This window comes from Nostoc sphaeroides (genome assembly GCF_003443655.1).
Lineage (GTDB): Bacteria > Cyanobacteriota > Cyanobacteriia > Cyanobacteriales > Nostocaceae > Nostoc > Nostoc sphaeroides.
Genome location: NZ_CP031941.1, coordinates 4,972,747 through 4,997,876 on the forward strand (window position 1 = coordinate 4,972,747; position 25,130 = coordinate 4,997,876).

The following is a 25,130-nucleotide window of genomic DNA, read 5'->3' on the forward strand; positions in this document are numbered from 1 at the left end:
GTTGAATGTGTAGTTAACGGTGTTACTAGAGAATCATTCTATCTCTGTAAAGAACCAAATAACGAGCAATTATTGCATAAAACTGCATAAAACTATAGAACCTAACTGTATATATTTATAGAGGTTCAAATACAAAAAACTGAATCTAGCTTTAAATTATTAAGGTGAAAAATTATGACAAGTTTTATTCAAACCCGGTTACACAATGATTTACTCCATCCCGTCCGCCAGTGGTTGGAAACAATAGAAATTCATAACTCCAAATTGGCTCATTTCCTGTGCAAAGCTATTCCTGCTCAGTGTCCCTTTGAGCGAGACATCACGCTCTTTAGCCGGAAGCTATTTCACATTCCTCCGATGTGTAAATTAAATCCCCTATACGAGGAAGTGGTTGGTTTGCGTTTTAAAGCGCTCTGTTATCTTGCCGATGAATGCGGCGAAGATGTCACAGCCTATTGCTCATAGCCAGTTGGATCGTTATTTGATCAAGCAGCGATCGCTAATTGTAAATTTACGGTTGTTACTTACTCAGGTTTATACTAAGGTAACGTACACTCAATTTTAGATGTTTGGCTATTTAAGTAGCTGACACCTCGAAGATAGTGTTTCCACACCGTATTTTTGCTTACCGTACCCTGCTGAAATCATTAACATCATCATGACGCACATCTTACTGGTTGAAGATGAAGTCAAACTGGCACGATTTGTCGAATTGGAATTGAATTATGAAGGCTATCAAGTCAGTATTGCCTACGATGGATTAACTGCACTCACCGCAGCGCGTAAGTTACATCTAGATTTAGTAATTTTAGACTGGATGTTGCCTGGTTTATCGGGGTTGGAAATTTGCCACCGCCTGCGAAGTATTGCTGAGAAAGTGCCGATAATCTTATTAACCGTCAAAGACGAAGTGAGCGATCGCATTGTAGGCTTAGACACTGGTGCTGATGATTACCTCGTTAAACCCTTCAGCGTTGATGAATTATTAGCCAGAGTCGGCGATCGCTTACGAAGAAGCCAGCAAGTAGATGGTGCAGATGTTTTAGAATTTAAAGACCTAACTTTAAATCGTCGCACGCGCCAAGTGTACCGAGATCAGAGGTTAATTGAGTTAACTGTTAAGGAATTTGATTTACTAGAATATTTACTGGCCCATCCGCGACAGGTAATTACCTGCGATCGCATTTTACAAGAAGTCTGGGGTTACGGCTTGATGGGCGATGCGAACATCATTGAACTTCAGATGCGCTACCTACGGCTGAAACTTGAAGCCAATAACGAAAAGAGCCTCATTCAAACTGTGAGTGGTGTTGGCTACACATTACATGATTGAATTTGGGCATTGGGGAATGGGGAATGGGGAATTTTCCCCCTACTCCCCACTCCCTACTCCCCGCTCCCTTCCAGTGTCAAATAACGGTAAAACCCCAAACTTTTGTATTCCAGGAAAGTTTGGGGTTTTTGGCAATCTGAGCAAGAACTCATCCAACTCCGGGTTAATTATATTAGGATGCACAAAGCTGTCATCATATAAAATCTAAAACTGCATGACTTATCTAGAAACAGCAGCGCAATTCTACCGCGAAGTTGCCGAAACCCCGCAAGTTGGACTTTGTTGCGTGCAAAGTACACCCCTGCAACTACCAGGATTGAAAATTCCTTTGCCAATGCAGGAAATGAACTATGGTTGTGGCACTACCGTTCACCCCACTGAACTAGGAAACCAACCTACCGTGCTGTATGTCGGTGTTGGCGGCGGCTTAGAAGCGTTGCAATTCGCTTATTTTTCCCGCCATGCAGGTGCTGTAATTGCTGTTGAACCGGTTGCGGCCATGCGGGAAGCTGCCGCACGCAATCTGGAAATTGCTGCTCAAGAAAACCCGTGGTTTGACACTAGCTTTGTAGAAATCCGCGAAGGCGATGCTTTTAACTTACCCGTTGCTGATCTTCGCGTCGATATCGTGGCGCAAAATTGCCTTTTCAACATCTTTGAACCAGAAGATTTAACCCGTGCTTTAAAAGAAGCCTATCGGGTATTAAAACCAGGCGGACGTTTGCAGATGAGCGATCCAATTGCCACTAGTCAAATTCCAGCACATCTTCAACAAGATGAACGACTCAGAGCCATGTGTTTATCAGGCGCACTCACATATCAAGAGTATACTGAACGGATTACAAATGCTGGTTTTGGTCAAGTTGAAATTCGCGCCCGTCGTCCTTACCGTCTACTAGATTCCCAGACTTATAATTTAGAAGAACACCTACTTTTAGAAAGTCTGGATTCCGTTTCCTTTAAAGTTGCTATTCCAGAAGATGGTGCTTGTATCTTTACAGGAAAAACAGCAGTTTATGCTGGCTTGGAACCATTTTTCGATGACTCAGCAGGGCATCTACTCCAACGAGGTATTCCCGCAGCCGTGTGTGATAAAACTGCTGCTAAACTTGCGGCTATTAACCCAGCAGAAATAATTGTCACCAATTCAACCTGGCACTATAGCGGTGGTGGTTGCTGTTAATTTATAAACCCCAAAATGTTGTTAATTAGTCTATTTATTGCCACGCTTTTTTTAGCATATTCTAATGGTGCAAATGACAACTTTAAAGGGGTAGCAACGTTGTTTGGTAGCCGTACCAGCAGCTATCAAACAGCAATTCTGTGGGCAACTTTTACAACTTTAGCTGGTGCTGTTACTGCGACTTTTTTAGCAAGTACACTAATTAAAAACTTCTCTGGAAAAGGACTAGTACCTGATGCGATCGCTAATTCACCAGAGTTTCATCTAGCAGTTGCGATCGCAGCTGGTTTAACTGTACTGATAGCTACACTTATGGGCTTTCCCATTTCTACAACTCACAGTTTAACAGGTGCGCTGGTTGGCGCTGGATTAGTTGCGATCGGACTCCAAGTTAATTTTGCAGCTTTGGGAGCTTCTTTTATTTTGCCTCTATTACTCAGTCCAATTATTGCTATTCCTTTAGGAGCAGGAATTTACAGTTTATATAACTATATAATTTCAAAATGGAACCTATCAGTCAATCAGAAAATAATTGATACTTGCCATTTTCTCAGCGCTGGAATTGTCAGTTTTACTAGAGGATTAAATGATACTCCCAAAATTTTCTCACTCATTCTAGTTATTGAGTATTTTTCGATTCAGGGAGGAATGATTACGATTGCGATCGCAATGGCACTTGGCGGTTTACTCAACTCCCAAAAAGTTGCAGTAACCATGAGTGAAAAGATTACCTCATTGAATCATACTCAAGGCTTATCAGCAAATATAGTAACTGGAATTCTGGTAATTGCAGCTAGTCGGTTTGGGCTTCCGGTTTCTACCACTCACGTTTCAGTTGGTTCTATTTTTGGAGTGGGATTTACTGGTAAAAAAAACAATATGCGTGTTTTTTATCAAATACTATTATCGTGGGTTTTAACTTTACCAACTGCTGCAATTATTAGTGGAATAACCTACAGATTATTGCAAGGTTAGAAAATATTTAAGGAGTCGTAACTAATGCAAACTCAATCAAAAGTTACACTATCAACAGTCACACCATTTAAAAACAAACTCAATTATCCTTTGACTAAAAAGGGAATCAGTGTTTTACAAATTAATCTAGGTAAGCGTTGTAACCTTGCATGTACACATTGTCATGTCGAAGCTGGCCCAAAACGTACAGAAGAACTTTCTCCTGAAGTTTGCGAACAATTGATTTCGCTAATCCATAAATTTCCCGAAATTAAAATTGTGGATTTGACTGGTGGCGCACCAGAAATGAATTATGGATTTAAGCCATTGGTTGAAGCAGCAAGAGCAAATGGTAAGCAGGTAATTGTCCGGTCTAATTTGACCATTTATTTTGAAGATGGATTTGCTGATTTACCAGAATACTTTGCTCAACACCAAATAAGAGTTGTGGCTTCCCTACCCTGTTACCTAGCAGATAATGTTGATAAAATGCGCGGTGCTGGTGTTTTTGATAGTTCAGTCAAAGCTTTGCAGTGGCTTAACCAACTCGGCTATGGTAAAGAGCCAAATTTAATTTTGGACTTAGTATTTAATCCCCAGTTACCCACGGATGAAAAGTTTTCCTTAGCTCCTGAACAGACCAACCTAGAACGAGATTACAAAATGTTCTTACAAGAACATTTTAATATTGTGTTTAGCAACCTCTTCACCATTACCAACCTTCCAGTTGGTAGAACCAAAATGCATTTAGAACGGAGAAAGCTGTACACTAGCTATTTGCAGTTTTTAGAGTCGCATTTTAATCCCGACACAGTTGAACATTTGATGTGCCGCGATGAACTTTCAATTGACTATCTGGGCAATGTATATGATTGCGACTTTAACCAAATGATGAATTTGCCTGCGAAAAATCGCAATGGTGAAAGTTTGACAGTTAGCAAACTCTTAGAAGCTGACAGTTTAGACCTAATTAGTGAGATACAAACTGCTGCTTATTGCTATGGTTGTACTGCTGGATGTGGTTCTAGTTGTGGTGGTGCTTTGCTCTAAGGTGAACAAAAAGATAAAATTAGAAGGAATCAATATCGTTTGAGTTAGCAGACTATAATCTCATCACACCTTAGAGGATGTTTGAAAAGTTTTTCAGGGTTAAAAATTATGCCAATCGCCTCACCATAATGCGTATCATTGCAAGATAAGGGACTTCCAAGTAAAAAAATATTCCATTGCTATTGTTCACTGTTGACCGTTGACGGTTCACGAGTTTTCAGTCAACCAATTGGAGATTGCCGATTGTAGATTGGAGATTGACTGCACCCACCTTTCTATGCAGCATTATGATAGGAGATTGTAGATTTCAGATTTATTCCGCCCACCAGGGGCGGGGCTTTTACATTTCTTTAGACTTACATCTGATGTGATTTACTTGTCAAAAGTTCGTGTTTTCGTAGAGACGTGATTAATCTTAATATTACAGTTGTCATCAGTGAGCTAAATTGCCAAAGCTGTTCTAATGTTTTGAACAATCACCTGCGGTGGTTGTGCAACATCCATAGATATGGTATGTAATGGTTCTTCAAGAGTATAAAACTGACTGTTAAGCAGTTTTTCGCTCATATAATGATTGCTACGCTCTTGTAACCGCCTTTGAATCAACTCATAAGACCCTTTGAGGTAAACTAGCTTGATGCGATCGCCCTTGGCGTTGGCAAAGCCATCGCTATCCAACAGCAAAAATTGCCGATAGCTGTCTTTTAAAGCCGAACACGCCAGCACCACATTTTTATTTTCTTGCAGCCAATTTTTTATGGCTGCTTGCAAATCTTGTAACCAAGGCATCCTGTCAGCTTCACTCAGAGGGATACCGCGCCGCATTTTCTCAACATTCTCTGGCGAGTGGAAAGCATCAGCATCGCTAAACTCCCATTGTAACGTGTCTGCTAGCAATTTTCCGATAGTTGTTTTGCCAGAACCGGATACACCCATTAAGATAATAATCATTGACTGCTTAATCATATTTTTCTTAAGAAAACAGGGCTTACGCAAACAATAGACGAAACCCTTATTTTCACGTAGTGGCAATTCATGAATTGCCCCTACGGCGTGTACTTTTGCGTAAGTCCTAGAAAGTTAAGTTGTTGAAATTGAGACAGAATTCAAGACTCCTTGCAACATATCAGTTGTATTAAAATCTATTGACAAATAACGATTATTTTCTATAGTACATATAATAAATGCACAGGTGTGCAAAAATTAATATTTTATATAAAAAATGAATAAAAGAAGAATTTCAATTGAAGATATTGCTCAAAGAGCAGGCGTTTCTCATTCCACAGTTTCACGCGCTTTGCGAGATAATGCTCTCATTAGCCCGAAAGTGCGAGAAGAAATAAAGCAACTGGCGCAGGAGATGAATTATGTGCCAAATGCTATTGCTCAAAGCTTGCAAAATAAACGCACTAATACTATTGGAGTAGTAGTAACTTCAATAGCAGATCCCTTTTTTGCTGAGGTAGTAGAGGGAATAGAGAAGATAGCTAGACCAGCAGGCTTGAGTGTTTTGTTAAGTGCTTCACACCGAAATTTTGAGCAGGAAATAGCAGCTATTGATAGTTTTCATCGCCGGAGAGTGGACGGGATTTTAGTAGCCGACTCACGAATTAGTAAAGAGCATACCAAACAACTAACGCAAATTGCTGTGCCAACAGTTCTGATTAATAGCCAGACAGAAAATCAATCCGAAATATTTCACTCAGTAGCAATAGACGATCGCTTAGGTGCTAGATTAGCCACAGAGCATCTCATAAGTCTGGGACACACCGCAATTGGTTATCTGGGTGTAGGCGATCGCAGCAGATCGAATCAGCAGCGCTTAGAAGGATATCGAATCGCTCTTGCGGAAGCTAGTTTACCACAAAATACTGATTGGGTTGCAATTAGTGATGAAGATGATACCAGAGCAAGCGATGTTACTACTGGTCAAAAGATGTTATCAAAACTATTGACTGCTGAAGTAACAGCCATCTTTTGTTACAATGATATGGTGGCGGTTGGTGCTTTGTTAGCCTGCCAAGAACTAGGTATTTTAGTACCACGAAGTTTAAGTGTAGTTGGATTTGATGGTATTGCTTTAGGTAGTTACGTTACCCCCGCACTCACGACAGTCAGCCAGCCAATGTTAGAAATTGGTGGCATAGCCATGCAAATGTTACTTGATTTATTAGAAGAAAAAACTGTGGAAAACCGCGTTTTATCTCCTTTTCTATTACAGCGTCGTAGTAGTGCAGAATTACAGTAATTTTCAGGTAGTTATACCACAATTGAGACGGGGAGTAGGGAGAGACGCAATTAATCGCGTCTGTACAATTCCTGAAAAGGTTTTGTATAAATAGCCATAAATAATACCAATTGGAAAAAACAATGCGACAAATAGACCATTTGTAGAGACGCGATTCATCGCGTCTTTACCCCAATACGGTTCAGTTAAGGATTTTTGGTACTAATTTTAGACCTGTAGAGACGCGAAATTTCGCGTCTTTACCAAGGTTTTTGGGCTTAACTGAACTGTATTGGTCTTTACCCAAGGATGTGCGATTCATCGCGTCTTTACCCAAGGATGTGCGATTCATCGCGTCTTTACCCAAGGATGTGTTGCAATCATTAATTGAATTCGTATAATTTGAAAAAAATTTTAATCAACAAAAATTCAGTAAACCAAAAAACCGATTTTATCTAGCGATCGCTGCTTTTCTCCAGAAGCAGTTCAAAGACGACTAGCTCATCAATTATTTGACAGCATATCTGCACTACCCCTAGTTTGTCCAGATGGTCACGTAGATCCAGCCTTGTTAGCTAATCCCGCAGCCCGTTTTGGTTCACCGACCGAATTATTTATCAAATCGCTGTAATACCCCTGCCTCAACGCTTCGTAGTTCGTGGATGTAAAGCGGTCAAAAACGAAACACCTTCTGACCAAAATTGAGCGTAAGCGAAATTAGGGAAGAAGGTAGTTGAGTTTTTGACAATCATGATCTACTATTTATGTAGCAAGAATAGACATAAATGATCGTATTTGAGGCAAAACTTGAAGGACAAAACGAGCAGTATCGAGCGCTTGATGAAGCGATTCGTACTGCTCGTTTTGTGCGTAATAGCTGCCTGAGATACTGGATGGACAATAAGGGCATTGGACGCTATGACCTAAATAAATTTTGCGCTGTACTTGCAGCCAGTATTGAGTTTCCTTGGGTTGACAAGCTGAACTCAATGGCAAGACAAGCCAGTGCTGAAAGGGCGTGGTCTGCAATCGCTCGGTTCTTTGATAACTGCAAAAAAGGTAAACCAGGGAAAAAGGGATTTCCAAAGTTTAAGAAAGAACAAACGCATGGTTCTGTTGAGTACAAAACCTGTGGATGGAAACTTTCTGATGACCGCAGGTATATCACTTTCTCGGATGGATTTAAGGCAGGAACCTTTAAACTCTGGGGAACTCGTGACCTGCATTTCTACCAGCTTAAACAGTTTAAAAGGGTGCGGGTTGTACGTCGTGCAGATGGCTATTATTGCCAATTTTGCATTGACCAAGAGCGAGTTGAAAGACGAGAACCAACAGGAAAAACTATTGGTATTGATGTTGGACTGAACCATTTCTACACCGATAGTAACGGAGAGACAGTCCCCAATCCTAGACATCTTCGCAAGAGTGAGAAGTCTTTGAGGCGGTTGCAACGCCGGATGTCTAAGACTAAAAAAGGTTCTCAAAACAGAATTAAGTTTAGAAATAAACTTGCACGGAAACACCTCAAAGTAAGTCGCCAGCGTAAAGACTTTGCCGTTAAGACAGCAAGGTGCGTGGTGAGGTCTAACGACCTTGTAGCGTATGAAGATTTGATGGTGCGGAATATGGTGAAAAATCACCCCTTGGCTAAGTCTATTAGTGATGCTTCGTGGTCGTTGTTTCGTGATTGGGTTGAGTATTTCGGTAAGGTGTTTGGTGTGGTCACGGTTGCCGTTCCACCTCACTACACCAGTCAGAATTGCTCTAACTGTGGCGAGGTTGTCAAAAAGACGTTCTTAACCAGAACTCATGTTTGTCCTCATTGTGGGCATACCCAAGACAGGGATTGGAACGCAGCGCGGAACATATTAGAAAAAGGATTGAGTACGGCGGGTCACGTCGGAACTAACGCCTCTGGAGAGACTGACCAATACTTGAGTGAGGAAACTCCTTCAAGCAAGTCAACTCGTGGAAAGAGGAAACCCAGAGAGCGATCTTTGGAATCCCCACCCTCAACGAAGTAGGGTGGGGAGGATGTCAATATTCCTGACCATTACCTTTTGCGGATGCTTTATAGTCCAATACCCTTGGGTTAGCGCCAAAAACCTTGAAATGTGTAGGTTGGGGAGCCACAGCGCCCTTGCGGGTTTACCGACTTGTTCGCGCAGCGTCTCCCCTTGGGAGAAGCAAGTGGCGTTTGAGGAACGAAACCCAACATTTCGGGACTTTGTTGGGTTGCGCTTTGCTTAACCCAACTTACAATTTTCTACAATTTTCCTTAACCCAAGGGTATTGCTTTATTGTTGAAAGTTGTTTTGACTTCTGCTAAACGATATAAAAAATCTAATTCGCTAGATATAATATTGATACCAGTAGTTACCGATCATCGGAATAATTTAAATATATTTTCATTGTTATACATATTATACGCTATTAAAACATTTATTGAAACACGAACTATAACATCTTGTTGTTAAAGTGAATACTGCTATACCATTTTGAAAAAAGAATGCGACAAATAGACCATCTGTAGAGACGCTATTCATCGCGTCTTTATCCAAGGGAACTCCAAGAAATAAATTATCCAATATTGTGGGGTGGGAATCTTGCCCGTCATACAAACTGGGCTTTCGTGTCGCCCACCCCACGGAGTTAATTGGATATGTTTAATAACTTTCCAAAGCTCAATAAAATTTAAATTTTTGAACTGTGATGCACATAAATAATAGATTTCCTATTAATCCTTCATTTCTTCAAGGGCTACGAGTACTACTTGTAGATAATGATGTCAATTTCTGCAATTCGTTGACGCCGATGTTGCAATCCTATGGTGTGAGCGTGCAAGCGGCATTTTTAGGAGAGCAAGCTCTGGAAATATTTGTGCAATGGCAACCTGATGTCCTCTTGAATGGTATTTCCTCGCCAAAGGAGGATGGTTATGCTCTGATTCACCAAGTAAGAACACTTGCGGGAGAGCGAGGGAAAGTAGTACCAGCGATCGCTCTGACAAACACTGTAACAGAAGATATGTATCAACGTGCTCTTTTAGCTGGGTTTAGTCTATGCGTTGCTAAACCCATAGTTGTTGATGATTTTGTTGCTGTACTTGGCATTTTAGCAATTGCTAATAATCCTCATACTCATGATAACTAGCTTTAATTAATGTTTTATATATATATAGTAGTCTAACTTTTGACAAGTAATAATATGGATCATTTATTAGTGGAGATATTTTTTTGTGAACGCTTCTAATAAATTTGATAAACGATAAAATTAATTTCAGGAGTTATCCAAATGTATATTTTCACTCAATTACTTTTGCTTTTAAGCAGCGGAATTATTGGTATTGTATTTATTCTAGCTTCTTATTTATTGGCACTGACTTGGATTTAGGAAACTTAGATTGTTTATATGATTTGCTAAACTATTATTAAATACAGCGCAAGTACGTAAACTGACCTAAAATATAAACCTGTTCTGCTAAACCGTTGCAGTGCTAAAATCATTCTATGACATCCGATCAACCCTCTGAGCAACTTGTATCTGAATCTACCGCTACTGAAGTGTTCGACGTAGAGCAACAAGACAATAAAGATACTTTATTTCCCATCGTTGGCATTGCGGCTTCTGCGGGTGGATTAGAGGCATTTACGCAGTTACTCAAACATTTGCTTACCGATACAGGGATGGCATTTGTGCTGATTCAACACTTAGATCCTAACCACAAGAGTCTGTTGAGCGAGATTCTGGCAAGAACAACTACAATGCCCGTCACTGAAGTGCGAGATGGCGTGACTGTGGAACCTAACAAGGTCTACATTATTCCGCCCAACACTAAGATGATGCTGTCTGGTGGGGTGTTGCAACTCACGCCGCGAGAGAAAATTCAGGGTAAATATATGCCTGCTGATGCGTTCTTTACTTCATTGGCAGCAGATCGAGGGCACAAAGCGATCGCAGTTGTTCTATCTGGAGCAGATGGAGATGGTTCACTAGGGCTGAAGGCAATCAAGGCAGCTGGAGGCGTGACTTTTGCTCAGTGTGAAGACACGGCAAAATTCGATAGTATGCCCAATACTGCTGTTGCTACCGGGAATGTGGATTTTGTGCTACCGCCGCAAAAAATCGCCGAGGAACTGGTAAACCTCAGTCGCAATCCTTTTATTTCTAACTCTTTGCCAGCGATCGCGGTTGAGAAGTTGCCCGAACAGGGAGATGCCCTGGCGACTATATTTGTATTACTGCGATCGCAAACTGGCGTTGACTTCAGCCACTACAAACCCAACACCCTCGATCGCCGAATCCAGAGGCGAATGCTGTTGTATAAACTAGAACCCTTGGAGGATTATGCCGAGTATTTGCAAAACAATCCCAGTGAAGTCAAGGCGCTCTATGAAGAAATTCTGATCCATGTAACCCATTTTTTCCGCGATCCTGAAGCATTTGAAGTGTTGAAAGAGCAAGTCTTTCCTAGCATCATCGAAAACAAATCAGCAGAGTTGCCGATTCGGATTTGGGTAGCTGGATGTTCGACGGGTGAAGAAGTGTATTCCATCGCTATCTCCTTGCTGGAGTTTTTGTCAAATAAAGTCACCTCGCCGCCGATCCAAATTTTTGCCACAGACATCAGCGAGATTGCGATTGACAAAGCAAGAGCGGGTATTTATGCAGAGAATCAAATGGTGGAAGTCTCACCAGAGAGCCGCCGCCGATTTTTTAATGCCCTTGAGGGCGGTGGATATCAAATTAACAAAGCTGTCCGCGAAGTGTGTGTGTTTGCTAGGCAAGACTTGGGCAGCGATCCCCCTTTTTCTAACTTAGATTTAATTAGCTGCCGGAATGTATTGATTTACTTAGACGAAACGTTGCAAAAACGGATATTGCCCATCTTTCATTACAGTCTTAATCCGACTGGCTTCTTGCTGCTAGGGACTTCAGAAAGCACAGGTAAATATTCGGATTTGTTTATTCAGATTGACAAAAAGTATAAAATCTATAGTAAAAAGCTAACTGGAGTTCGTCCAACTTTTTCGTTCATTACCAGCAATTATCCGATAGTAAAAGTGGACGAATCAAAGCCGAACAATGAGAATCCATCGGATGAGTTGGATTTAGAGAAAAAAACTGACCAACTAATCTTGAATCGCTATGCCCCAGTGGGTGTAGTGATCAACGACAAGATGGAGGTGCTGCAATTTCGGGGAGAAATCGATCTCTACCTCAAACTTGTACCTGGGAAACCGAGTCTTAACTTATTCAAAATGGTGCGCGAGGGTTTGCTTATCGAGCTACGCGCCACAATTTATCAGGCACAACGGCAAAAAATTCTGGTTAGAAGAGAAGGGTTACGCATTGAAGAGGGCGATATTGCAAAAATCATCAATCTTGAGGTGATTCCATTCAAGCCTGGAACTGAGAAAGAACTCTACTTTGTGGTTTTATTTGAATCAGCCCCACCCACAATTAACAACCCCAGCACAGTAAATCCTGAGAGCGAAGATCAGTCAGACTTAGCGCAGGAGATTGTTCGGCTCAGGCAAGAAATCGCAAGCGCCATCCAAGAGCGGACTGCAACTCAAGAATATCTCCAAGCAGTGATCCAAGAGCAGGAGCATATCAATCAAGACCTGAAAGTTGCCAATGAAGAAATCCTCTCTAGTAATGAAGAGTTGCAAAGCACCAATGAGGAGCTAGAAACTGCTAAAGAAGAGATTCAAGCAACCAACGAAGAACTCAACACCACTAATGAAGAACTTCGTAGTCGAAATATGGAATTACACCAAGTTAATAACGATCTGACGAATTTACTTGCCAGTATTAATATTCCCATTTTGATATTGACTTTGGATTTACGCATTCGACGTTTTACGCCAATGGCGCAGCGACTTTTCAATTTGATTCCCACCGATGCTGGACGACCTTTGAGCGACATCAGAGCAAATCTTGATGTTCCTGAGTTAGAAACTATAATTTTGGAGGTTCTTGACACACTCAGCATCAAAGAATTAGAAGTCCGAACTCTAGGGGGACATTGGTACAACCTCCGCATCCGTCCTTATCGCACTACAGAAAACAAGATTGACGGTGTAGTGTTGGTGTTAATAGATATTGATGGTCTTAAACGCAATGCAGAAAGCTTAGAACAAGCCCGGAATTACGCTGAAGCGATTGTGGAGACGGTACAAGTGCCGTTAATCGTCCTTGATTCTGATTTCCGGGTGAACAAAGCCAATCGCTCGTTTTATGAAACATTTCAGGTTTCACCATCAGAGACAGCCCAATCTCTGATTTTTGAACTAGGGAACGGTCAATGGAACCTGCCCGGATTGCGATCGCTCTTAGAAGACATTCTCGCCAACGATACCACTATTCAAAACTTGGAGGTAGAGCATCGTTTTGAGCAGATTGGGCAGAAAACCATGCTGCTCAATGGTTGGAAAATTATTCAACAGGGAGAGGCTCAAATGATTTTGCTGGCGATTCAAGATATCAGCGATCGCAAGCAGTTTGAATTAGAGCGATCTAAGCTTCTAGCACAAGAGCAGTCAGCCCGTCAACAGGCGGAAATTGCCAACCGAGCCAAAGATGAATTCCTGTCGAACCTCTCCCATGAACTTCGTAACCCGCTCAATACTATACTGGGCTGGGCGCAACTTTTCCGCACCCGCAATTTAAATTCTTCAGCAGTCATTCGGGCCTGGGAAGTGATCGAGCGGAGTGCTAGAGTGCAAGCTCAGTTAATCGATGATATGCTGGATATCTCGCGGATTACGAGTGGCAAGCTTCATTTAAACACTCGTCTAATCGATCTAGTTTCAGTAGTGAATGCCGCCATTGAGTCTATCGAATTTTCCGCAGAGGCGAAAAGCATTGAAATTGTTTCAGAGTTGAACTCGGCGACAGTTGTCGGAGATTTTGACCGTTTACAGCAAGTTCTGTGGAATTTACTTTCTAATGCCATTAAGTTCACTCCAGCCGGTGGGCGAGTGGGAATTATGCTCGAAGCTGTATATGCTCACGCTGAACTTCGAGTCAGCGACACAGGAATTGGCATCCGGGAAGACTTGCTGCCTTATGTTTTCGATCGCTTCCGCCAAGGAGATTCCAGCAGCAGCAAAACAACTCAGGGACTTGGATTAGGCTTGTCAATCGTCCGTCATATTGTAGAACTTCACGGTGGAACAGTTCAAGCGCAAAGTCCAGGCGAGGGACTAGGAACCACGATCGCCATCAGGCTGCCTCTGCGCTTAAAGCCACCAGAAATTACACCGCCAACTTAATTTAGAGCCGAGCCTTTTATCAGAGACTCTGGACACATTAGATGGTAAAAATCCACCCCTTACCCTTCAAGGGTTATGCATCTTGGCTGTAGACGATCAAGCGGATAGCCGCGATCTGATGAAGTGGATGTTAGAAGAGTTTGGGGCTGAAGTAGTAATTGTGACATCGGCAAGGGAAGCGATCGCTGCTTTAACAGAATCTCCTGGCAAATATGATGTGCTTCTAGCAGATATTGGGATGCCAGAGGAGGATGGTTTTTCCCTGATTCGTCAGGTGAGAGCGCTTGAAGCTGAAGCTGGGGGACAAATTCCAGCAGCAGCAATCACTGCCTATGCCACCGAACAAGAGCGGCAAAAAGCAATTGATGCTGGTTTCCAAATGCATCTAGCTAAACCGATTGAGCTGACTGAATTGGTATTGATGATTGCAAATTTGAGTGGAAGAGGCGCAGATAATTCGTAATACTTCGGCTACGCTCAGTACAAGTTCGTAATTCGTAATTTAGGTACAGAATAAAAAATTTGCTGTGTCCAGATCCCCGACTTCTCAAAGAAGTCGGGGATCTAATTTTTGACGAATGATTTAGGATTGCTATATCAAATGTCTGAACAAACGTTTGAATTACGTATAAATTGTATAATCTGCACCTAAAACATTCCAAAGATACAGGTTATATCTTACATTTTTACTTAAAAAGATACATAATATATTTGATTTTTTTTAATAAAACAGAAGGTATCAACTATTAATTAGAGGAGTCTTACGCATGACTGCAACCTTCATGAAGAGGCCTAAGTTTCGTAATACCCAACGGGTGAGCTTTGTTGGTGGAGAAGGGATTGTACGCAACTACACTCCTGAATCTGGCAAATGGACGTATCTCATTGAGATGGCATTAGGGCTAGAGCCTGACTTTGGCAGAGTTGGTGCAGAAACGATGATACTCCTTACCGAGGCAGATTTACTTACGACATACAGCGAATTTCAAGCTGGGTGTTGTAAACAATCTCAAACCCCGGCGTAAAGACTGTTTTACTTCTTTTAGCGCAGTGGAGCGTAGCTAATTCTGACTGCTGAATTCTGCTGTAAGTAGGTTTTTGATAAGGAGGATGAGAAGGTGGAAAATGTTTAAATCTACCGATTTAATTCGGGGTAAAATCTACTCTTGCCGAGGGGAACAAATCAAATTTAGCCATCAATCTCATAATCAGAGATTCTTTTTTGTAAACAGTAGTGGTAAGCACTTGATGTTTACATCCAATTTCATTCAACGAGAACTTTATGAAATCAGAGTCCTAGCAGAACAGTAGGGGAAGCTTCATGCAGCAAGACAACTCTAATTTAGTCAAACAAATCAAAGACTTCAAAACTTATAGTTACTCTTGAGATGAAGTGATCGAAAAATCTAATTTTGACAAACAATTAGAGCAAGACTTAAATATCATTAGGGACTTCCAAGTAAAAAAATATTCCATTGCTATTGTTCACTGTTGACCGTTGACGGTTCACGAATTTTCAGTCAACAGTCAACAGTCAACAGTCAACAGTCAACAGTCAACAACTTTAATGTGCAATAATTTATTTTTTGGAGTTCCCTTAATGCTCATTTTAGCTGGTTATAAATCAAGTACCAGTCCCTAATATAGCGGTTCTCAGTTGCATAGAATACAGACCTAACAAGAACAGCCCCTTCCCTTCTAGCGTTGGGGAGTAAAATTCAAAGCCTCTCTCCTAAAAGGCTACGGTGTACACACAAGTCTCTTGATCTGCACCTTTGTTGCATCGCCCTGCACCTTTGTCAATACTGTTCGGTTAAGCCTAAAAAATAACTCCAATGTAGGTTGGGTTGAGGAACGAAACCCAACATTTTCAGGGATTTGTTGGGTTTCACTAAAGTTCAACCCAACCTACAAATCTTCTTAACCGAACAGTATTGGCACCTTTGTTGCATCGACTCGCACATTTGTTGCATCGACTCGCACCTTTGTTGCATCGACTCGCACCTTTGTTGTATCGCCCTGCACCTTTGTTGCATCGACTCGCACCTTTGTTGTATCGCCCTGCACGTTTGTTGTATCGACTCGCAGGTGAAATGTGTATTGCTTCCGTTCGAGAAACGCTATAAATGCTAGGAGATTTTTAAACAATAGCTGGGATGAATAGCGCTTCATTAGCAGTGAGTAAAAAGGAATTATCATGAGACAACTTGTTATTGCTGAACGCCTAAGCCTCATTGGTCATATCGTGTCAACAGTATTTGGATTGGTAGGGATATTACTGGTTGTACCTAATGCCCAAGTAATTTTTAACTTATCCAAGGTTGCACAAACTGCCATCCAATGGAGTATGGCAGGAGGCGGTGTAGTTTATATGATTTTAGGCGCGGCAGGTGTTTTCTTATATGCCACGCGGACTTTGGGTTTAGGTCGCGCCTTAGCATTTCTGTTGCCATCTGTATTTATTTCTCTAGGAAGTGAATTACTAGGAACCAGTACTGGTTTTCCATTTGGTCATTATAGTTACCTAAGCGGTTTAGGTTATAAGATTGCGGGTTTAGTCCCATTTACAATTCCCTTGTCGTGGTTTTATTTGGGATTTGTTTCTTACCTGCTGGCACGCGCAGGTTTAGAAGTGGACAAAAAACCCAACTTGTGGCGGCATATAAGTGCGATAAGCCTACGGCATGGCTTCGCTTACCGCTTTGGGTGCTTTATTACTAACCTCCTGGGATTTTGTTCTCGATCCTGCAATGAGTCAAACATCTCTACCCTTTTGGTATTGGCAACAACCAGGCCCCTTCTTTGGAATGCCTTACCAAAACTTTGCGGGGTGGCTGGGTACTAGCTCAATATTCATGAGTGTGACTGCACTGCTGTGGAGAAACAATCCAATTAACCCGGAGCGATCGCAACTTAATATACCTTTGGCAGTTTATTTAAGTAACTTTGGTTTCGCTACAGTCATGAGCTTAACATCTGGATTCTTTGTACCCGTGTTGCTAGGCTTGTTGCTGGGTGTAATTCCCGCAGTGCTGCTGTGGTTGAAAGGCTCATCTACACCTGTTCAAGTTCCCATTGAACCACCAGAAATCTCTGTAGCTAGAGTTAAAGTTACAGCGAAATGAAAGGGCATTGGGCATTGGACATTAGGAGTTAGGAGTTAGGAGTTAGGAGTTTTGTTTACCCCCCTGCCATTCCTGCTCGAAGAGTTCTTTTCTCGGCAACAATAAACTGGCTTCAATCTCCTGGCGCACAACGTCTGTAATCTCACCGTTGCTATTGAGGCAATCGAGAAGCAACTGATTGGCATCGTAATATTGTTGTAATACTTCCTGTTGCTGTGGGCTGAAGTGCCAGTCATGCTCAATGTTTCGATGCTTGGCGATCGCACTTTTTAACTCTTCTATCCAAGCAGGATAACTTGTTTGCCACCATGTCTGAATCCTTTCTCTACTTTGTTCTGGATCGGGCAGTAGGTCTTTAAGTTGTTGTAAAGCTTGATGTAAACCAGCATCTTGAGCAATTGTTAAAGCGCTACTCAGAGCCTCATTGCACTCATAGACATCAGCAAAATTAGATTTGCATTCCATTACTAGATTATCTAATGCCGCATCCAAAAAAATATCTTGATCGAAGATGCAGACAAGGGCAAAGTACCAGGTAAGGTGAGGAGTTCTAGCCAAGGCAAAATAAAACGCCCGAATTGCAACAGACTCAGGAGTAGCAAGAGACTTTTGACTTGTCCAAGTTAAAAATTTTTGCAAATATGGATCTTGAGCCACTAGTGCATCAACTTCTTGCTTCATCAACAGTACTAAGAAATCTGCACTCCGCAGCATAGCAACCGTTAACAAAAAGATTTCGCGCCACCTGGGTTCAGTAATATGACTCACCAGACGTTCTAACGGTTGTTCTAATGCTTGTAAATTATAACTAGCAACGATTTTTTGAGCAGTCAGATATTCTTGAAAGGTCAAATAAGAGAAGGAGAAAATTCCCCGCACTCGTTCTGCTAGTAATCCATGTTGTAACTCTATCGCCTGAAGTACCCCTTCACTATCTAATTGCAATTCCTCTGGTTCCGTCGAAGCATTCGGTAAATCACAGATATAATCGCTAATGTATTGCTCAACAATGTGTTGTTCAAAAAAGTAATTACCCTGGTCAAATGTCGCGCTAGCAACCTGACTCAGCAACTTCAGCTTTTGTGGTAATAAAAAACCTTCATACACTTCATCCCGTTCAATTGCTTTAGTTTCATCCCATTTCCCCAAGAGAAGGTCTAAACATTGCTTATAAAACGCAATTTTTTGGTTTGGGAATTTGTTCTGGTGATGAAAAACCCAGCAGACGAGATGTAAAAACAAGGGAGAGGCGGCAAGTCTACGGAATTGTAAGTTTTCGGGTAAATCTAGTTTCTTGATAAATTCAATTGCCTGTTCTTGTTTATTCTGGATGTTCGTTTTTGTAAGTGCTGTAAACCACTTCTGAGCAAAAGCAGCAATTTGGTCTTGACTAAATGGGGCAATTTCAACATCTGTAAAGCGTCTAAGGTTGAAAGCTTTAGCCGCCGTGCGGCAGGTGACGACAAACATATTCTTTTGATACTTTTCAGATAGTCTGCGAATCTCATTGACGACACCAATGCTCTGTTGATGAAGCACTTCATCTAATCCATCCAGTAACAGCAACACTCTGCCCTCTAACAACAAAGTTTCAAGCACAGATGGATCTGAAATTCCACAAGTAAGGAATTCTTTGCAAATATAGTTGAGTAAATTGAACTCTCCTGCAACTCTCGATTCATCGGCAAAATCTCTTAAGGTGACAAAAATGGCAACTCGATTTGCAGCAAATCTCCCTCGGTTGCATTGAATCGCCAGATGTTGTAAAAAAGTGGTTTTACCTGCTCCCGGTTTACCCAACACCCGCAGCTTTGAGTAAGTTTCAACTGCCGTGATCCCCGCCATTTCTATTTGAGATACTTCACCTAAACCAAAGCGATCGAATTCTTTTGATGTAAACTTTTGTAAGTCAGCAAACTCTAACCACTGAAGGCTGGCAATCTCCTCCATAATGTTGACATCTATGTAAATGTCATCGATTCTAACGGGGCGACTAACATCTAATAACTGCAAAGTGCCGCACTGATCTTGAATTTTGTCAAAGCGTTGCGATCGCACAAATTGTACTAGAGCATCAATATCTAAAAATTCAGCAGCACTAAGTTCTTTTGATTCAGAAAATTCTTCTGGAGGATTAGCCGCAATCTCGCGCCAATTCAACGACAACACAGAACAAATTTCTATAAAGATATGGCGCTCTACAGGACGCCCACTAAAAAACCGCCAAATTGGTTGGCGAGTCTTTAAGTTAACTTCAAAAGCCAAATTTTCTTGTGTCCACCCCTTATGAGCGAACGCTTTTTTGGCTTGTTCAATCCCGGTGACTGATCCCTGAAGCGATCGCTTTACCATAGAAGCTTACACATATCAAATAATAATTATTCAAGTTGACATTATTGCAACATCCAGTTTCGGAAATACTTAGAAACTTAGTTAGTTATTTTTAAATCCTAATGATTGATTTAAAGCATCTTCAGGCAATATCCTATCATTGCATTATCATCAGTATCATTTGATTGATTAAAGTATATTCTCTAACTTTTTATTTGGTGTTATGGACAGTTTTTGTATATCTAGTAACTCTAGTGCTGGGGCAAGTCTAAAGTTTAAGTATAATTGAGTATTTTTAATTATTGGTAAGCGTTCAGGGGGTATAAAGAAGACGAAAAACCACCCCCAAAATCAAGGAATAAAATTATGCAGCAGTCAACAAGTCAGAATCATCAGAACAAGTAGTGGCTTCAGGAAGCAGAGAAGGAGTGGCTGTACCACCACGAGTAGCAACAACAGCCTGGGTCATAAACTCCAAAACATTACGTTTTTGAGACTTCAGGGTTGTTACCACAGTCAGCATCCGAGCCACAAAATTACTACCAGTCTGGGTTTGAGAGCCAAAACTAGTCCGTCGCCAGATTACAGCAGGACGGATAGCTCGTTCAGCAGCATTATTAGTGGGTTCAACACCTTGGGTGGTCACAAACAACCACATCGCCGGCTCAACTTTCAGTAGTTGACGACAGGTGCGAACAGTTTTTGCTAGGGGTGTTTTTTCCCGTGTACCAATAGAATAGTTATCAGCTTCAAGTAAAGTTGCTTTGATTGATGAGCGAATCTCTAGAACCAACTCACCAAAATCACAATGAGATAATGTGCCATCTCTAACTCGATGCCATAGTTCAAACAATTTTTCTTGCTGTTTAACCAGTGCAGTTCCTAATTGTGCCGAAACTCCAGGACGCTCGGAAATTTTGATAAATTCACGTCGCAGATGCGCCCAACACAATTGCCGACGTTCTAGTTCTACCCAATTGTAAGCACCATGACGGTCAGAGTTTAAAATTCCTCCAAAGTTATCACCCAATAAGTTCTGAGCTGCTTGGGTACAACGAGTTAGGGCAATTTCAAAAAATGTGACTAGGGGGGTGACAGCAACCCATAACCAAGCCTTTCTTTGTTGAGGATTAAAACCGTCAATATTTCCTTGGTTAAAGCTGGTTTCATCGGCTCCAACGATGTTTGCTTTTTGAATATAAAGTTTGGCTTCATCTACACAGGTCGCCACTGCGTTACTCGCTTCCAGTCGCAGTCTGTTGACTGTTCCCAATGATATTGAGATTCCAAACACCTCTTGCATTGCACTTTGTACCATCCTTTGACTGTTACGGTACACTCCACTCAGCAGTGCCACTAGAGCTACTACTCTGACTCCGTAACCACTTTGGTTCACGTCTTCTGGCAATTTTGCACGAGTACTACTGCCACATCCAGTACAGGTCAATTGATGTAAACGATGCTCGATGACTATGGGACTGATGGGTGGAATTTCTACTATCTGGTGACGATAGGGGTTTGTATCAACTCCACTGAGGGTTGCTCCACAATTCGTACATAATTGCGGATGATGTTCTATTACTGAGCTACATTCTTCTATGGGGTATAAGTCCCGGCTATTTCCTTTATGACCTGGCTGACCCCCTCGTTTTTTGCTGCTTTTCTGTTTGGGTGGCTTTTTGGAGAATCCTGGTGGGTCGCTTGAGGGGGGTGATGATGAGTTCTTTGATGTCTGATTTATTTTTTCTAATAGCTGTTCTTGAACTGTCAGGACTTCTGTTAGTTTCTTTTCCTGTTGTTCTATTTGCTGCGCCATCTCCTCCACCAGTTTTTTGACGCTGGTTGGAGTCTTTCCCCAATCTTCTGGGGGTATCTGTTCTAAATGACTGACGCGCTTGTGTTCCATGTCACTTAATTTATCAGATTTTGGGGGGAATTTTTAGCGATCGCTCTCCTACCCCCCTGAACGCTTACAATTATTGTACCACTTCTGTAAGCTTGTGCATGAAGTTAGCTTGTTACAATTAGTGTTTAAATAACTTAGCTTAATCTGATGATTGAGAGAGTTTACCTAGCGACAAAGGACTTGTTAAGAATCTAGTCCTTTTCCCGTGTTGGTAACTACCTTTTTAAACATAATTAGCTCAAAGATGCATTATTGTCTGTGTATCCTACAGTTGATAAGAAGCCGTCAAAGCTACCGCCAAAGCATCCGCAGCATCATCAGGCTTGGGAATTTCATCTAAATCCAACTCCCGCGCTACCGCCTCTTGCACATCTAACTTATCAGCATTGCCATACCCCGTTAAAGCTTGTTTAATTTGAGCAGGAGTAAACTCTACGTAGGGAAGACGACGCTGGCCCAACACTAAAATGAGTACACCCCGCGCCTGTGCAACCAAAATTGTACTTGACATTCGATAGAAGAATAGTTTCTCGATCGCAACCAAATCCGGTTGAAATTCCTCCATCACGGTGTGTAAATCATCAAACAAGGTACATAAGCGCTGTCCCATTTCTACATCTGCTGACGTTTTTATTACCCCAAAATCCAGCATATTTACTGTAGTATCTTGTACCTTATTAGGAGTTGGTGTGCAGGTAATTACTCCAAAACCTAAAATTGCCAGTCCTGGATCTAATCCTAAAATTCGTTTTTCCATTAAATTCACTTTTACCAAGCCAGGGTATTGTTTAACTAGGAATACTGGCAATTTTGACCACTTGCTCTTAGTCTAATGGGATTGACAAATATAATAGTTTCACGCCTAGTGTTTTAAACCAACTGGTGTACATTTTCTGTTAATTATTGTTTGTAGCACTGCTCCAAATCAGGTATGTCAATTGGTTTTCTCAGACAAGCCCTCAACGCCCTGCAAAAGCAGTCGCGTTCTCGTACTTCCTATCGGGTTAACCAGTGGTTCAAATGGTTATCCCCTGGACTATCGGTAAAACGTTGGTTGTTGATCAGTATTGGGGGTGTACTGCTGGCGAGTTTGGGGTTAGCTATTTGGATTAAGCTGACCCCAATTTTTTGGATGATTGAGTTAGTTAGAGGTTTCCTGGGAGTCATTGCCAACCTCTTACCCAACTATATCAGTGGGCCTTTAGTGCTGCTTGGCGGCTTACTGTTAGTGCTTTGGGGGCAAACTCGCACTGTCGGCTCAATTACTAAGGTACTGAGAGCAGAAGGCGGAGAAGAACTCATCGATGTCTTGCTCGCACATCATCGATTGTACCGAGGCCCGAAAATAGTGGTAATTGGTGGTGGTACGGGACTTTCTACGTTGTTGAGGGGACTGAAAACCTACAGCGCTAATATTACTGCCATTGTCACTGTCGCCGATGATGGTGGATCTTCTGGGCGGTTGCGCCAAGAATTTGGAGTGTTACCACCAGGGGATATTCGTAATTGTTTGGCTGCTTTAGCAGATGAAGAAAAGTTATTAACAGAATTGTTTCAATACCGTTTTCGGGCTGGAGATGGGTTAACGGGTCACAGTTTTGGTAATTTGTTTTTAACGGCAATGAGTGATATTACTGGAGATTTAGAACAAGCAGTTGCAGCCAGTTCTAAAGTGCTAGCGGTGCGGGGACAAGTACTACCAGCAACTCTCAGTGATGTTCGCCTCTGGGCAGAATTAGCCGATGGCCGCCGCATTGATGGGGAGTCTAGCATTCCCAAAGCTGGCGGGAAAATTGTCAAAATTGGCTGTATTCCAGCTAATCCTCCGGCAGTACCCGCAGCTATTAAGGCAATTAAAGAAGCTGATTACATTATTATTGGCCCAGGTAGCCTTTATACAAGCCTGATTCCTAATTTATTAGTACCAGAAATTGCCGATGCGATCGCTCAAACAGATGCCCCCCGTATTTATATCTGCAATATAATGACTCAACCAGGAGAAACTGAAGGCTACACTGTTGCAGATCATATCAGAGCAATTGATGCTGCTTGTGGGGAAAGACGGCTATTCGATGCTGTACTAATCCACAAAAAATCCCCCTCACAGCAATCACTCATGCGCTACGCCGAACAAAACTCCCATCCGGTTTTCTTAGACAGAGAAGCCGTAACTCAGCTAGGGCGAAGGATTGTTTCAGCTAATGTTTTGTATGAAGATGAAACCGGTTTTGTCCGTCACAATCCGCAGAAACTAGCACAAGTGTTGTTGCGGTGGTACGGTAGAGGTCAGTCTCTTCGGGGTATTCAAAATTCCAAATTCAAAATTAAGGAAAATCAAAATTAGTCATTAGTCTAAACAAAGGACTAATGACTAATGACTAATTATGAAAATTTTTCTTGCAGATACAGAGGCGACGCTACGCTTAGGTATTACTCTCGGTGAATCCCTAACTCCTGGCAGTGTAATTTTACTAGAAGGTGATTTAGGTGCTGGTAAAACTACCCTAGTTCAAGGTATTGGCAAGGGTTTGGGAATCGCTGAAGCTATTGTCAGTCCCACTTTCACCCTGATTAATGAGTATACGGAAGGACGCGTCCCCCTTTACCACCTAGATTTATATCGCTTAGAACCACAAGAAGTTGCAGCCCTGAATTTAGAAAGTTACTGGGAAGGCGTTGAAGTCATACCAGGAATTGTGGCAATTGAATGGGCGGAAAGATTGCCCTACAAGCCAAATAGCTATCTCAGTGTGACCTTGACTTATGGAAATGAGGGCACTCGTCAAGTCGAACTCATCCCATTTAATTGTGACATTAGCGAAGCCATTGCCGCATTTTAAGCTTATTTCCCGACTTACAGCAGATTTCAAGTTGGGTGTTGTACACAATATATAGGAATCCGGTTTGATTTCTGAAAAAAATTAAGTATTTGTAGGGTGCGTTATGACTTTAGTCTAACGCACCATTTTCAAGGGTTTGGTGCGTTACGCTTCGCTATAACACACCCTACGTGTTGTTCAAAAATCAAATAGTAATCCTATAGGTCTAAAAGTTAGGTAGAAAGCCTGTTTTCCTTCTGACTCCTGAATTCTGAATTCTGCTGTAAGTACGAGAAGTCTGACTTTTTAAGCACATACAACACGAGAAAATTTTTGCAAACAGTCGAGGGAGAACTTCACACTCGTTCTATCTGCCACTACCACGCTCACCACTGTCAATCACTAACATTGTTATCTCAATCCAAAATAAATGAAAAAATTTTGTAACAGCAGCTTTATTGCTGCAATAATCAGTTAAAAAACTGATTTAGATGGAGTATGAGTGAAGAAAATGTAAACTGTTGTTGGGTTAAATAAGAGTTTTCACAGAACTTAGTCAGCTTGGTTTTACCCGATTGGTTCTCTACTATCATTAAGAGAACAAATCTGGATTATTTAGCAGCCAAAGCTAGTAGAGAAAAGTTAAACAACATCAAGCAAGTTCTGTAGAAGTTGTCTAACTTTTCCTTATTCTCAATATACCCAAACTAAAGTCATAATCTATACACAAAAATACTGAATTATCGAATCTTTTTAAATTAATTTAAATAACTTTCAAATAGCAATAAATTTTTCTATTCACATCTGTCATTAATACTGATATTAATAAAATTAAATAAAACATCTCGTATTTCTACGAAAATTATGTAGAAATACGAGATGTTTTATCCTCTGTTAGCTGACATTAATGTGCCTACGTGGA

The 25,130-nt window shown here is 41.5% G+C and carries 20 protein-coding genes and 1 pseudogene; 15 read left to right on the forward strand and 6 right to left on the reverse strand.

Going from position 1 to position 25,130, the window contains the following annotated elements; genetic code table 11:
- Positions 1–174: 174 nt before the first annotated feature.
- From D1367_RS22135 to arsS, 5 genes are all read left to right on the forward strand, one after another.
- Entirely contained in the window at positions 175–465 is a 291-nt protein-coding gene (locus tag D1367_RS22135; protein ID WP_118168270.1) for a Mo-dependent nitrogenase C-terminal domain-containing protein, read from the forward strand.
- Between the two features lie 193 nt (positions 466–658).
- Entirely contained in the window at positions 659–1,333 is a 675-nt protein-coding gene (locus tag D1367_RS22140; RefSeq protein ID WP_118168271.1) for a response regulator transcription factor, read from the forward strand.
- A gap of 214 nt (positions 1,334–1,547) precedes the next feature.
- The gene (arsM, locus tag D1367_RS22145; protein ID WP_118168272.1) at positions 1,548–2,516 is read left to right on the forward strand and encodes an arsenosugar biosynthesis arsenite methyltransferase ArsM; all 969 of its coding nucleotides are present in this window, start codon (positions 1,548–1,550) and stop codon (positions 2,514–2,516) included.
- 15 nt (positions 2,517–2,531) lie between these two features.
- On the forward strand, positions 2,532–3,491 hold the full coding sequence (locus D1367_RS22150; RefSeq protein ID WP_118168273.1) for an inorganic phosphate transporter: 960 nt from the start codon (positions 2,532–2,534) through the stop codon (positions 3,489–3,491).
- A gap of 24 nt (positions 3,492–3,515) precedes the next feature.
- Positions 3,516–4,520, forward strand: coding sequence for an arsenosugar biosynthesis radical SAM (seleno)protein ArsS (arsS, locus tag D1367_RS22155; protein WP_118168274.1), 1,005 nt, complete (start codon positions 3,516–3,518; stop codon positions 4,518–4,520).
- Positions 4,521–4,961: 441 nt separating this feature from the next.
- Here arsS and D1367_RS22160 read toward each other — a convergent pair whose 3' ends face one another.
- Complete coding sequence (locus D1367_RS22160; protein ID WP_118171620.1) at positions 4,962–5,471, reverse strand: gluconokinase; 510 nt, start codon at positions 5,469–5,471, stop codon at positions 4,962–4,964.
- 271 nt (positions 5,472–5,742) lie between these two features.
- On the opposite strand from D1367_RS22160, the gene D1367_RS22165 reads away from it, so the two are divergent.
- A complete protein-coding gene (locus D1367_RS22165) occupies positions 5,743–6,768 on the forward strand; it encodes a LacI family DNA-binding transcriptional regulator (protein WP_118168275.1) in 1,026 nt (341 codons plus the stop codon).
- A 181-nt stretch (positions 6,769–6,949) separates the two neighbouring features.
- On the opposite strand, the gene D1367_RS31120 is transcribed toward D1367_RS22165, so the two are convergent.
- Complete coding sequence (locus D1367_RS31120) at positions 6,950–7,099, reverse strand: hypothetical protein (protein ID WP_181984921.1); 150 nt, start codon at positions 7,097–7,099, stop codon at positions 6,950–6,952.
- 433 nt (positions 7,100–7,532) lie between these two features.
- Between D1367_RS31120 and D1367_RS22175 the strand changes: the two genes are divergently transcribed.
- The 6 genes from D1367_RS22175 (at position 7,533) to D1367_RS31125 (ending at position 15,669) form a co-directional block, all read left to right on the forward strand.
- Positions 7,533–8,771, forward strand: coding sequence for an RNA-guided endonuclease InsQ/TnpB family protein (locus D1367_RS22175; protein WP_118164787.1), 1,239 nt, complete (start codon positions 7,533–7,535; stop codon positions 8,769–8,771).
- A gap of 688 nt (positions 8,772–9,459) precedes the next feature.
- A complete protein-coding gene (locus D1367_RS22180) occupies positions 9,460–9,900 on the forward strand; it encodes a response regulator (protein WP_118168276.1) in 441 nt (146 codons plus the stop codon).
- A gap of 356 nt (positions 9,901–10,256) precedes the next feature.
- Positions 10,257–14,027, forward strand: a complete 3,771-nt coding sequence (locus D1367_RS22185) for a chemotaxis protein CheB (protein ID WP_228674777.1) — start codon at positions 10,257–10,259, stop codon at positions 14,025–14,027.
- A gap of 82 nt (positions 14,028–14,109) precedes the next feature.
- Positions 14,110–14,490 (forward strand): response regulator, encoded by a 381-nt coding sequence (locus D1367_RS32345; protein ID WP_228674776.1) that lies wholly within the window; start codon positions 14,110–14,112, stop codon positions 14,488–14,490.
- 304 nt (positions 14,491–14,794) lie between these two features.
- Positions 14,795–15,052 (forward strand): hypothetical protein, encoded by a 258-nt coding sequence (locus D1367_RS22190; protein WP_118168277.1) that lies wholly within the window; start codon positions 14,795–14,797, stop codon positions 15,050–15,052.
- A 473-nt stretch (positions 15,053–15,525) separates the two neighbouring features.
- Positions 15,526–15,669 carry a hypothetical protein gene (locus D1367_RS31125; protein ID WP_181984922.1) on the forward strand — a complete coding sequence of 48 codons (144 nt, stop codon included), beginning with the start codon at positions 15,526–15,528 and terminating at the stop codon, positions 15,667–15,669.
- Between the two features lie 278 nt (positions 15,670–15,947).
- Here the strand turns inward: D1367_RS31125 and D1367_RS22200 are convergent, their stop codons facing one another.
- Positions 15,948–16,199: a hypothetical protein gene (locus tag D1367_RS22200; RefSeq protein WP_181984923.1), complete on the reverse strand. Its 252-nt coding sequence runs from the start codon at positions 16,197–16,199 to the stop codon at positions 15,948–15,950.
- A 25-nt stretch (positions 16,200–16,224) separates the two neighbouring features.
- Here D1367_RS22200 and cruF point away from each other — a divergent pair.
- Positions 16,225–17,152, forward strand: a pseudogene (cruF, locus tag D1367_RS22205) (gamma-carotene 1'-hydroxylase CruF).
- Positions 17,153–17,194: 42 nt separating this feature from the next.
- Here cruF and D1367_RS22210 read toward each other — a convergent pair.
- The 3 genes from D1367_RS22210 to ruvC form a co-directional block, all read right to left on the reverse strand.
- Positions 17,195–19,504 (reverse strand): NACHT domain-containing protein, encoded by a 2,310-nt coding sequence (locus D1367_RS22210; protein WP_118168280.1) that lies wholly within the window; start codon positions 19,502–19,504, stop codon positions 17,195–17,197.
- Positions 19,505–19,847: 343 nt separating this feature from the next.
- The gene (gene tnpC, locus D1367_RS22215; RefSeq protein WP_118164650.1) at positions 19,848–21,389 is read right to left on the reverse strand and encodes an IS66 family transposase; all 1,542 of its coding nucleotides are present in this window, start codon (positions 21,387–21,389) and stop codon (positions 19,848–19,850) included.
- Between the two features lie 265 nt (positions 21,390–21,654).
- A complete protein-coding gene (ruvC, locus tag D1367_RS22220) occupies positions 21,655–22,146 on the reverse strand; it encodes a crossover junction endodeoxyribonuclease RuvC (RefSeq protein ID WP_118168281.1) in 492 nt (163 codons plus the stop codon).
- 174 nt (positions 22,147–22,320) lie between these two features.
- On the opposite strand from ruvC, the gene D1367_RS22225 reads away from it, so the two are divergent.
- Together D1367_RS22225 and tsaE are read left to right on the forward strand one after the other, a co-directional pair.
- On the forward strand, positions 22,321–23,733 hold the full coding sequence (locus D1367_RS22225; RefSeq protein ID WP_118168282.1) for a gluconeogenesis factor YvcK family protein: 1,413 nt from the start codon (positions 22,321–22,323) through the stop codon (positions 23,731–23,733).
- Positions 23,734–23,773: 40 nt separating this feature from the next.
- On the forward strand, positions 23,774–24,229 hold the full coding sequence (tsaE, locus tag D1367_RS22230; RefSeq protein ID WP_118168283.1) for a tRNA (adenosine(37)-N6)-threonylcarbamoyltransferase complex ATPase subunit type 1 TsaE: 456 nt from the start codon (positions 23,774–23,776) through the stop codon (positions 24,227–24,229).
- The last annotated feature ends 901 nt before the right edge of the window (positions 24,230–25,130 follow it).

What these genes read in the sequence shown, in the direction of transcription:
- D1367_RS22135 (WP_118168270.1), top strand. Translation starts at nt 175, where the DNA reads ATGACAAGTTTTATTCAAACCCGGTTACACAATGATTTACTCCATCCC.
- D1367_RS22140 (WP_118168271.1), top strand. Translation starts at nt 659, where the DNA reads ATGACGCACATCTTACTGGTTGAAGATGAAGTCAAACTGGCACGATTT.
- arsM (WP_118168272.1), top strand. Translation starts at nt 1,548, where the DNA reads ATGACTTATCTAGAAACAGCAGCGCAATTCTACCGCGAAGTTGCCGAA.
- D1367_RS22150 (WP_118168273.1), top strand. Translation starts at nt 2,532, where the DNA reads ATGTTGTTAATTAGTCTATTTATTGCCACGCTTTTTTTAGCATATTCT.
- arsS (WP_118168274.1), top strand. Translation starts at nt 3,516, where the DNA reads ATGCAAACTCAATCAAAAGTTACACTATCAACAGTCACACCATTTAAA.
- D1367_RS22160 (WP_118171620.1), bottom strand. Translation starts at nt 5,471, where the DNA reads ATGATTATTATCTTAATGGGTGTATCCGGTTCTGGCAAAACAACTATC.
- D1367_RS22165 (WP_118168275.1), top strand. Translation starts at nt 5,743, where the DNA reads ATGAATAAAAGAAGAATTTCAATTGAAGATATTGCTCAAAGAGCAGGC.
- D1367_RS31120 (WP_181984921.1), bottom strand. Translation starts at nt 7,099, where the DNA reads ATGAATCGCACATCCTTGGGTAAAGACGCGATGAATCGCACATCCTTG.
- D1367_RS22175 (WP_118164787.1), top strand. Translation starts at nt 7,533, where the DNA reads ATGATCGTATTTGAGGCAAAACTTGAAGGACAAAACGAGCAGTATCGA.
- D1367_RS22180 (WP_118168276.1), top strand. Translation starts at nt 9,460, where the DNA reads ATGCACATAAATAATAGATTTCCTATTAATCCTTCATTTCTTCAAGGG.
- D1367_RS22185 (WP_228674777.1), top strand. Translation starts at nt 10,257, where the DNA reads ATGACATCCGATCAACCCTCTGAGCAACTTGTATCTGAATCTACCGCT.
- D1367_RS22190 (WP_118168277.1), top strand. Translation starts at nt 14,795, where the DNA reads ATGACTGCAACCTTCATGAAGAGGCCTAAGTTTCGTAATACCCAACGG.
- D1367_RS22200 (WP_181984923.1), bottom strand. Translation starts at nt 16,199, where the DNA reads ATGAAGCGCTATTCATCCCAGCTATTGTTTAAAAATCTCCTAGCATTT.
- D1367_RS22210 (WP_118168280.1), bottom strand. Translation starts at nt 19,504, where the DNA reads ATGGTAAAGCGATCGCTTCAGGGATCAGTCACCGGGATTGAACAAGCC.
- tnpC (WP_118164650.1), bottom strand. Translation starts at nt 21,389, where the DNA reads ATGGAACACAAGCGCGTCAGTCATTTAGAACAGATACCCCCAGAAGAT.
- ruvC (WP_118168281.1), bottom strand. Translation starts at nt 22,146, where the DNA reads ATGGAAAAACGAATTTTAGGATTAGATCCAGGACTGGCAATTTTAGGT.
- D1367_RS22225 (WP_118168282.1), top strand. Translation starts at nt 22,321, where the DNA reads ATGTCAATTGGTTTTCTCAGACAAGCCCTCAACGCCCTGCAAAAGCAG.
- tsaE (WP_118168283.1), top strand. Translation starts at nt 23,774, where the DNA reads ATGAAAATTTTTCTTGCAGATACAGAGGCGACGCTACGCTTAGGTATT.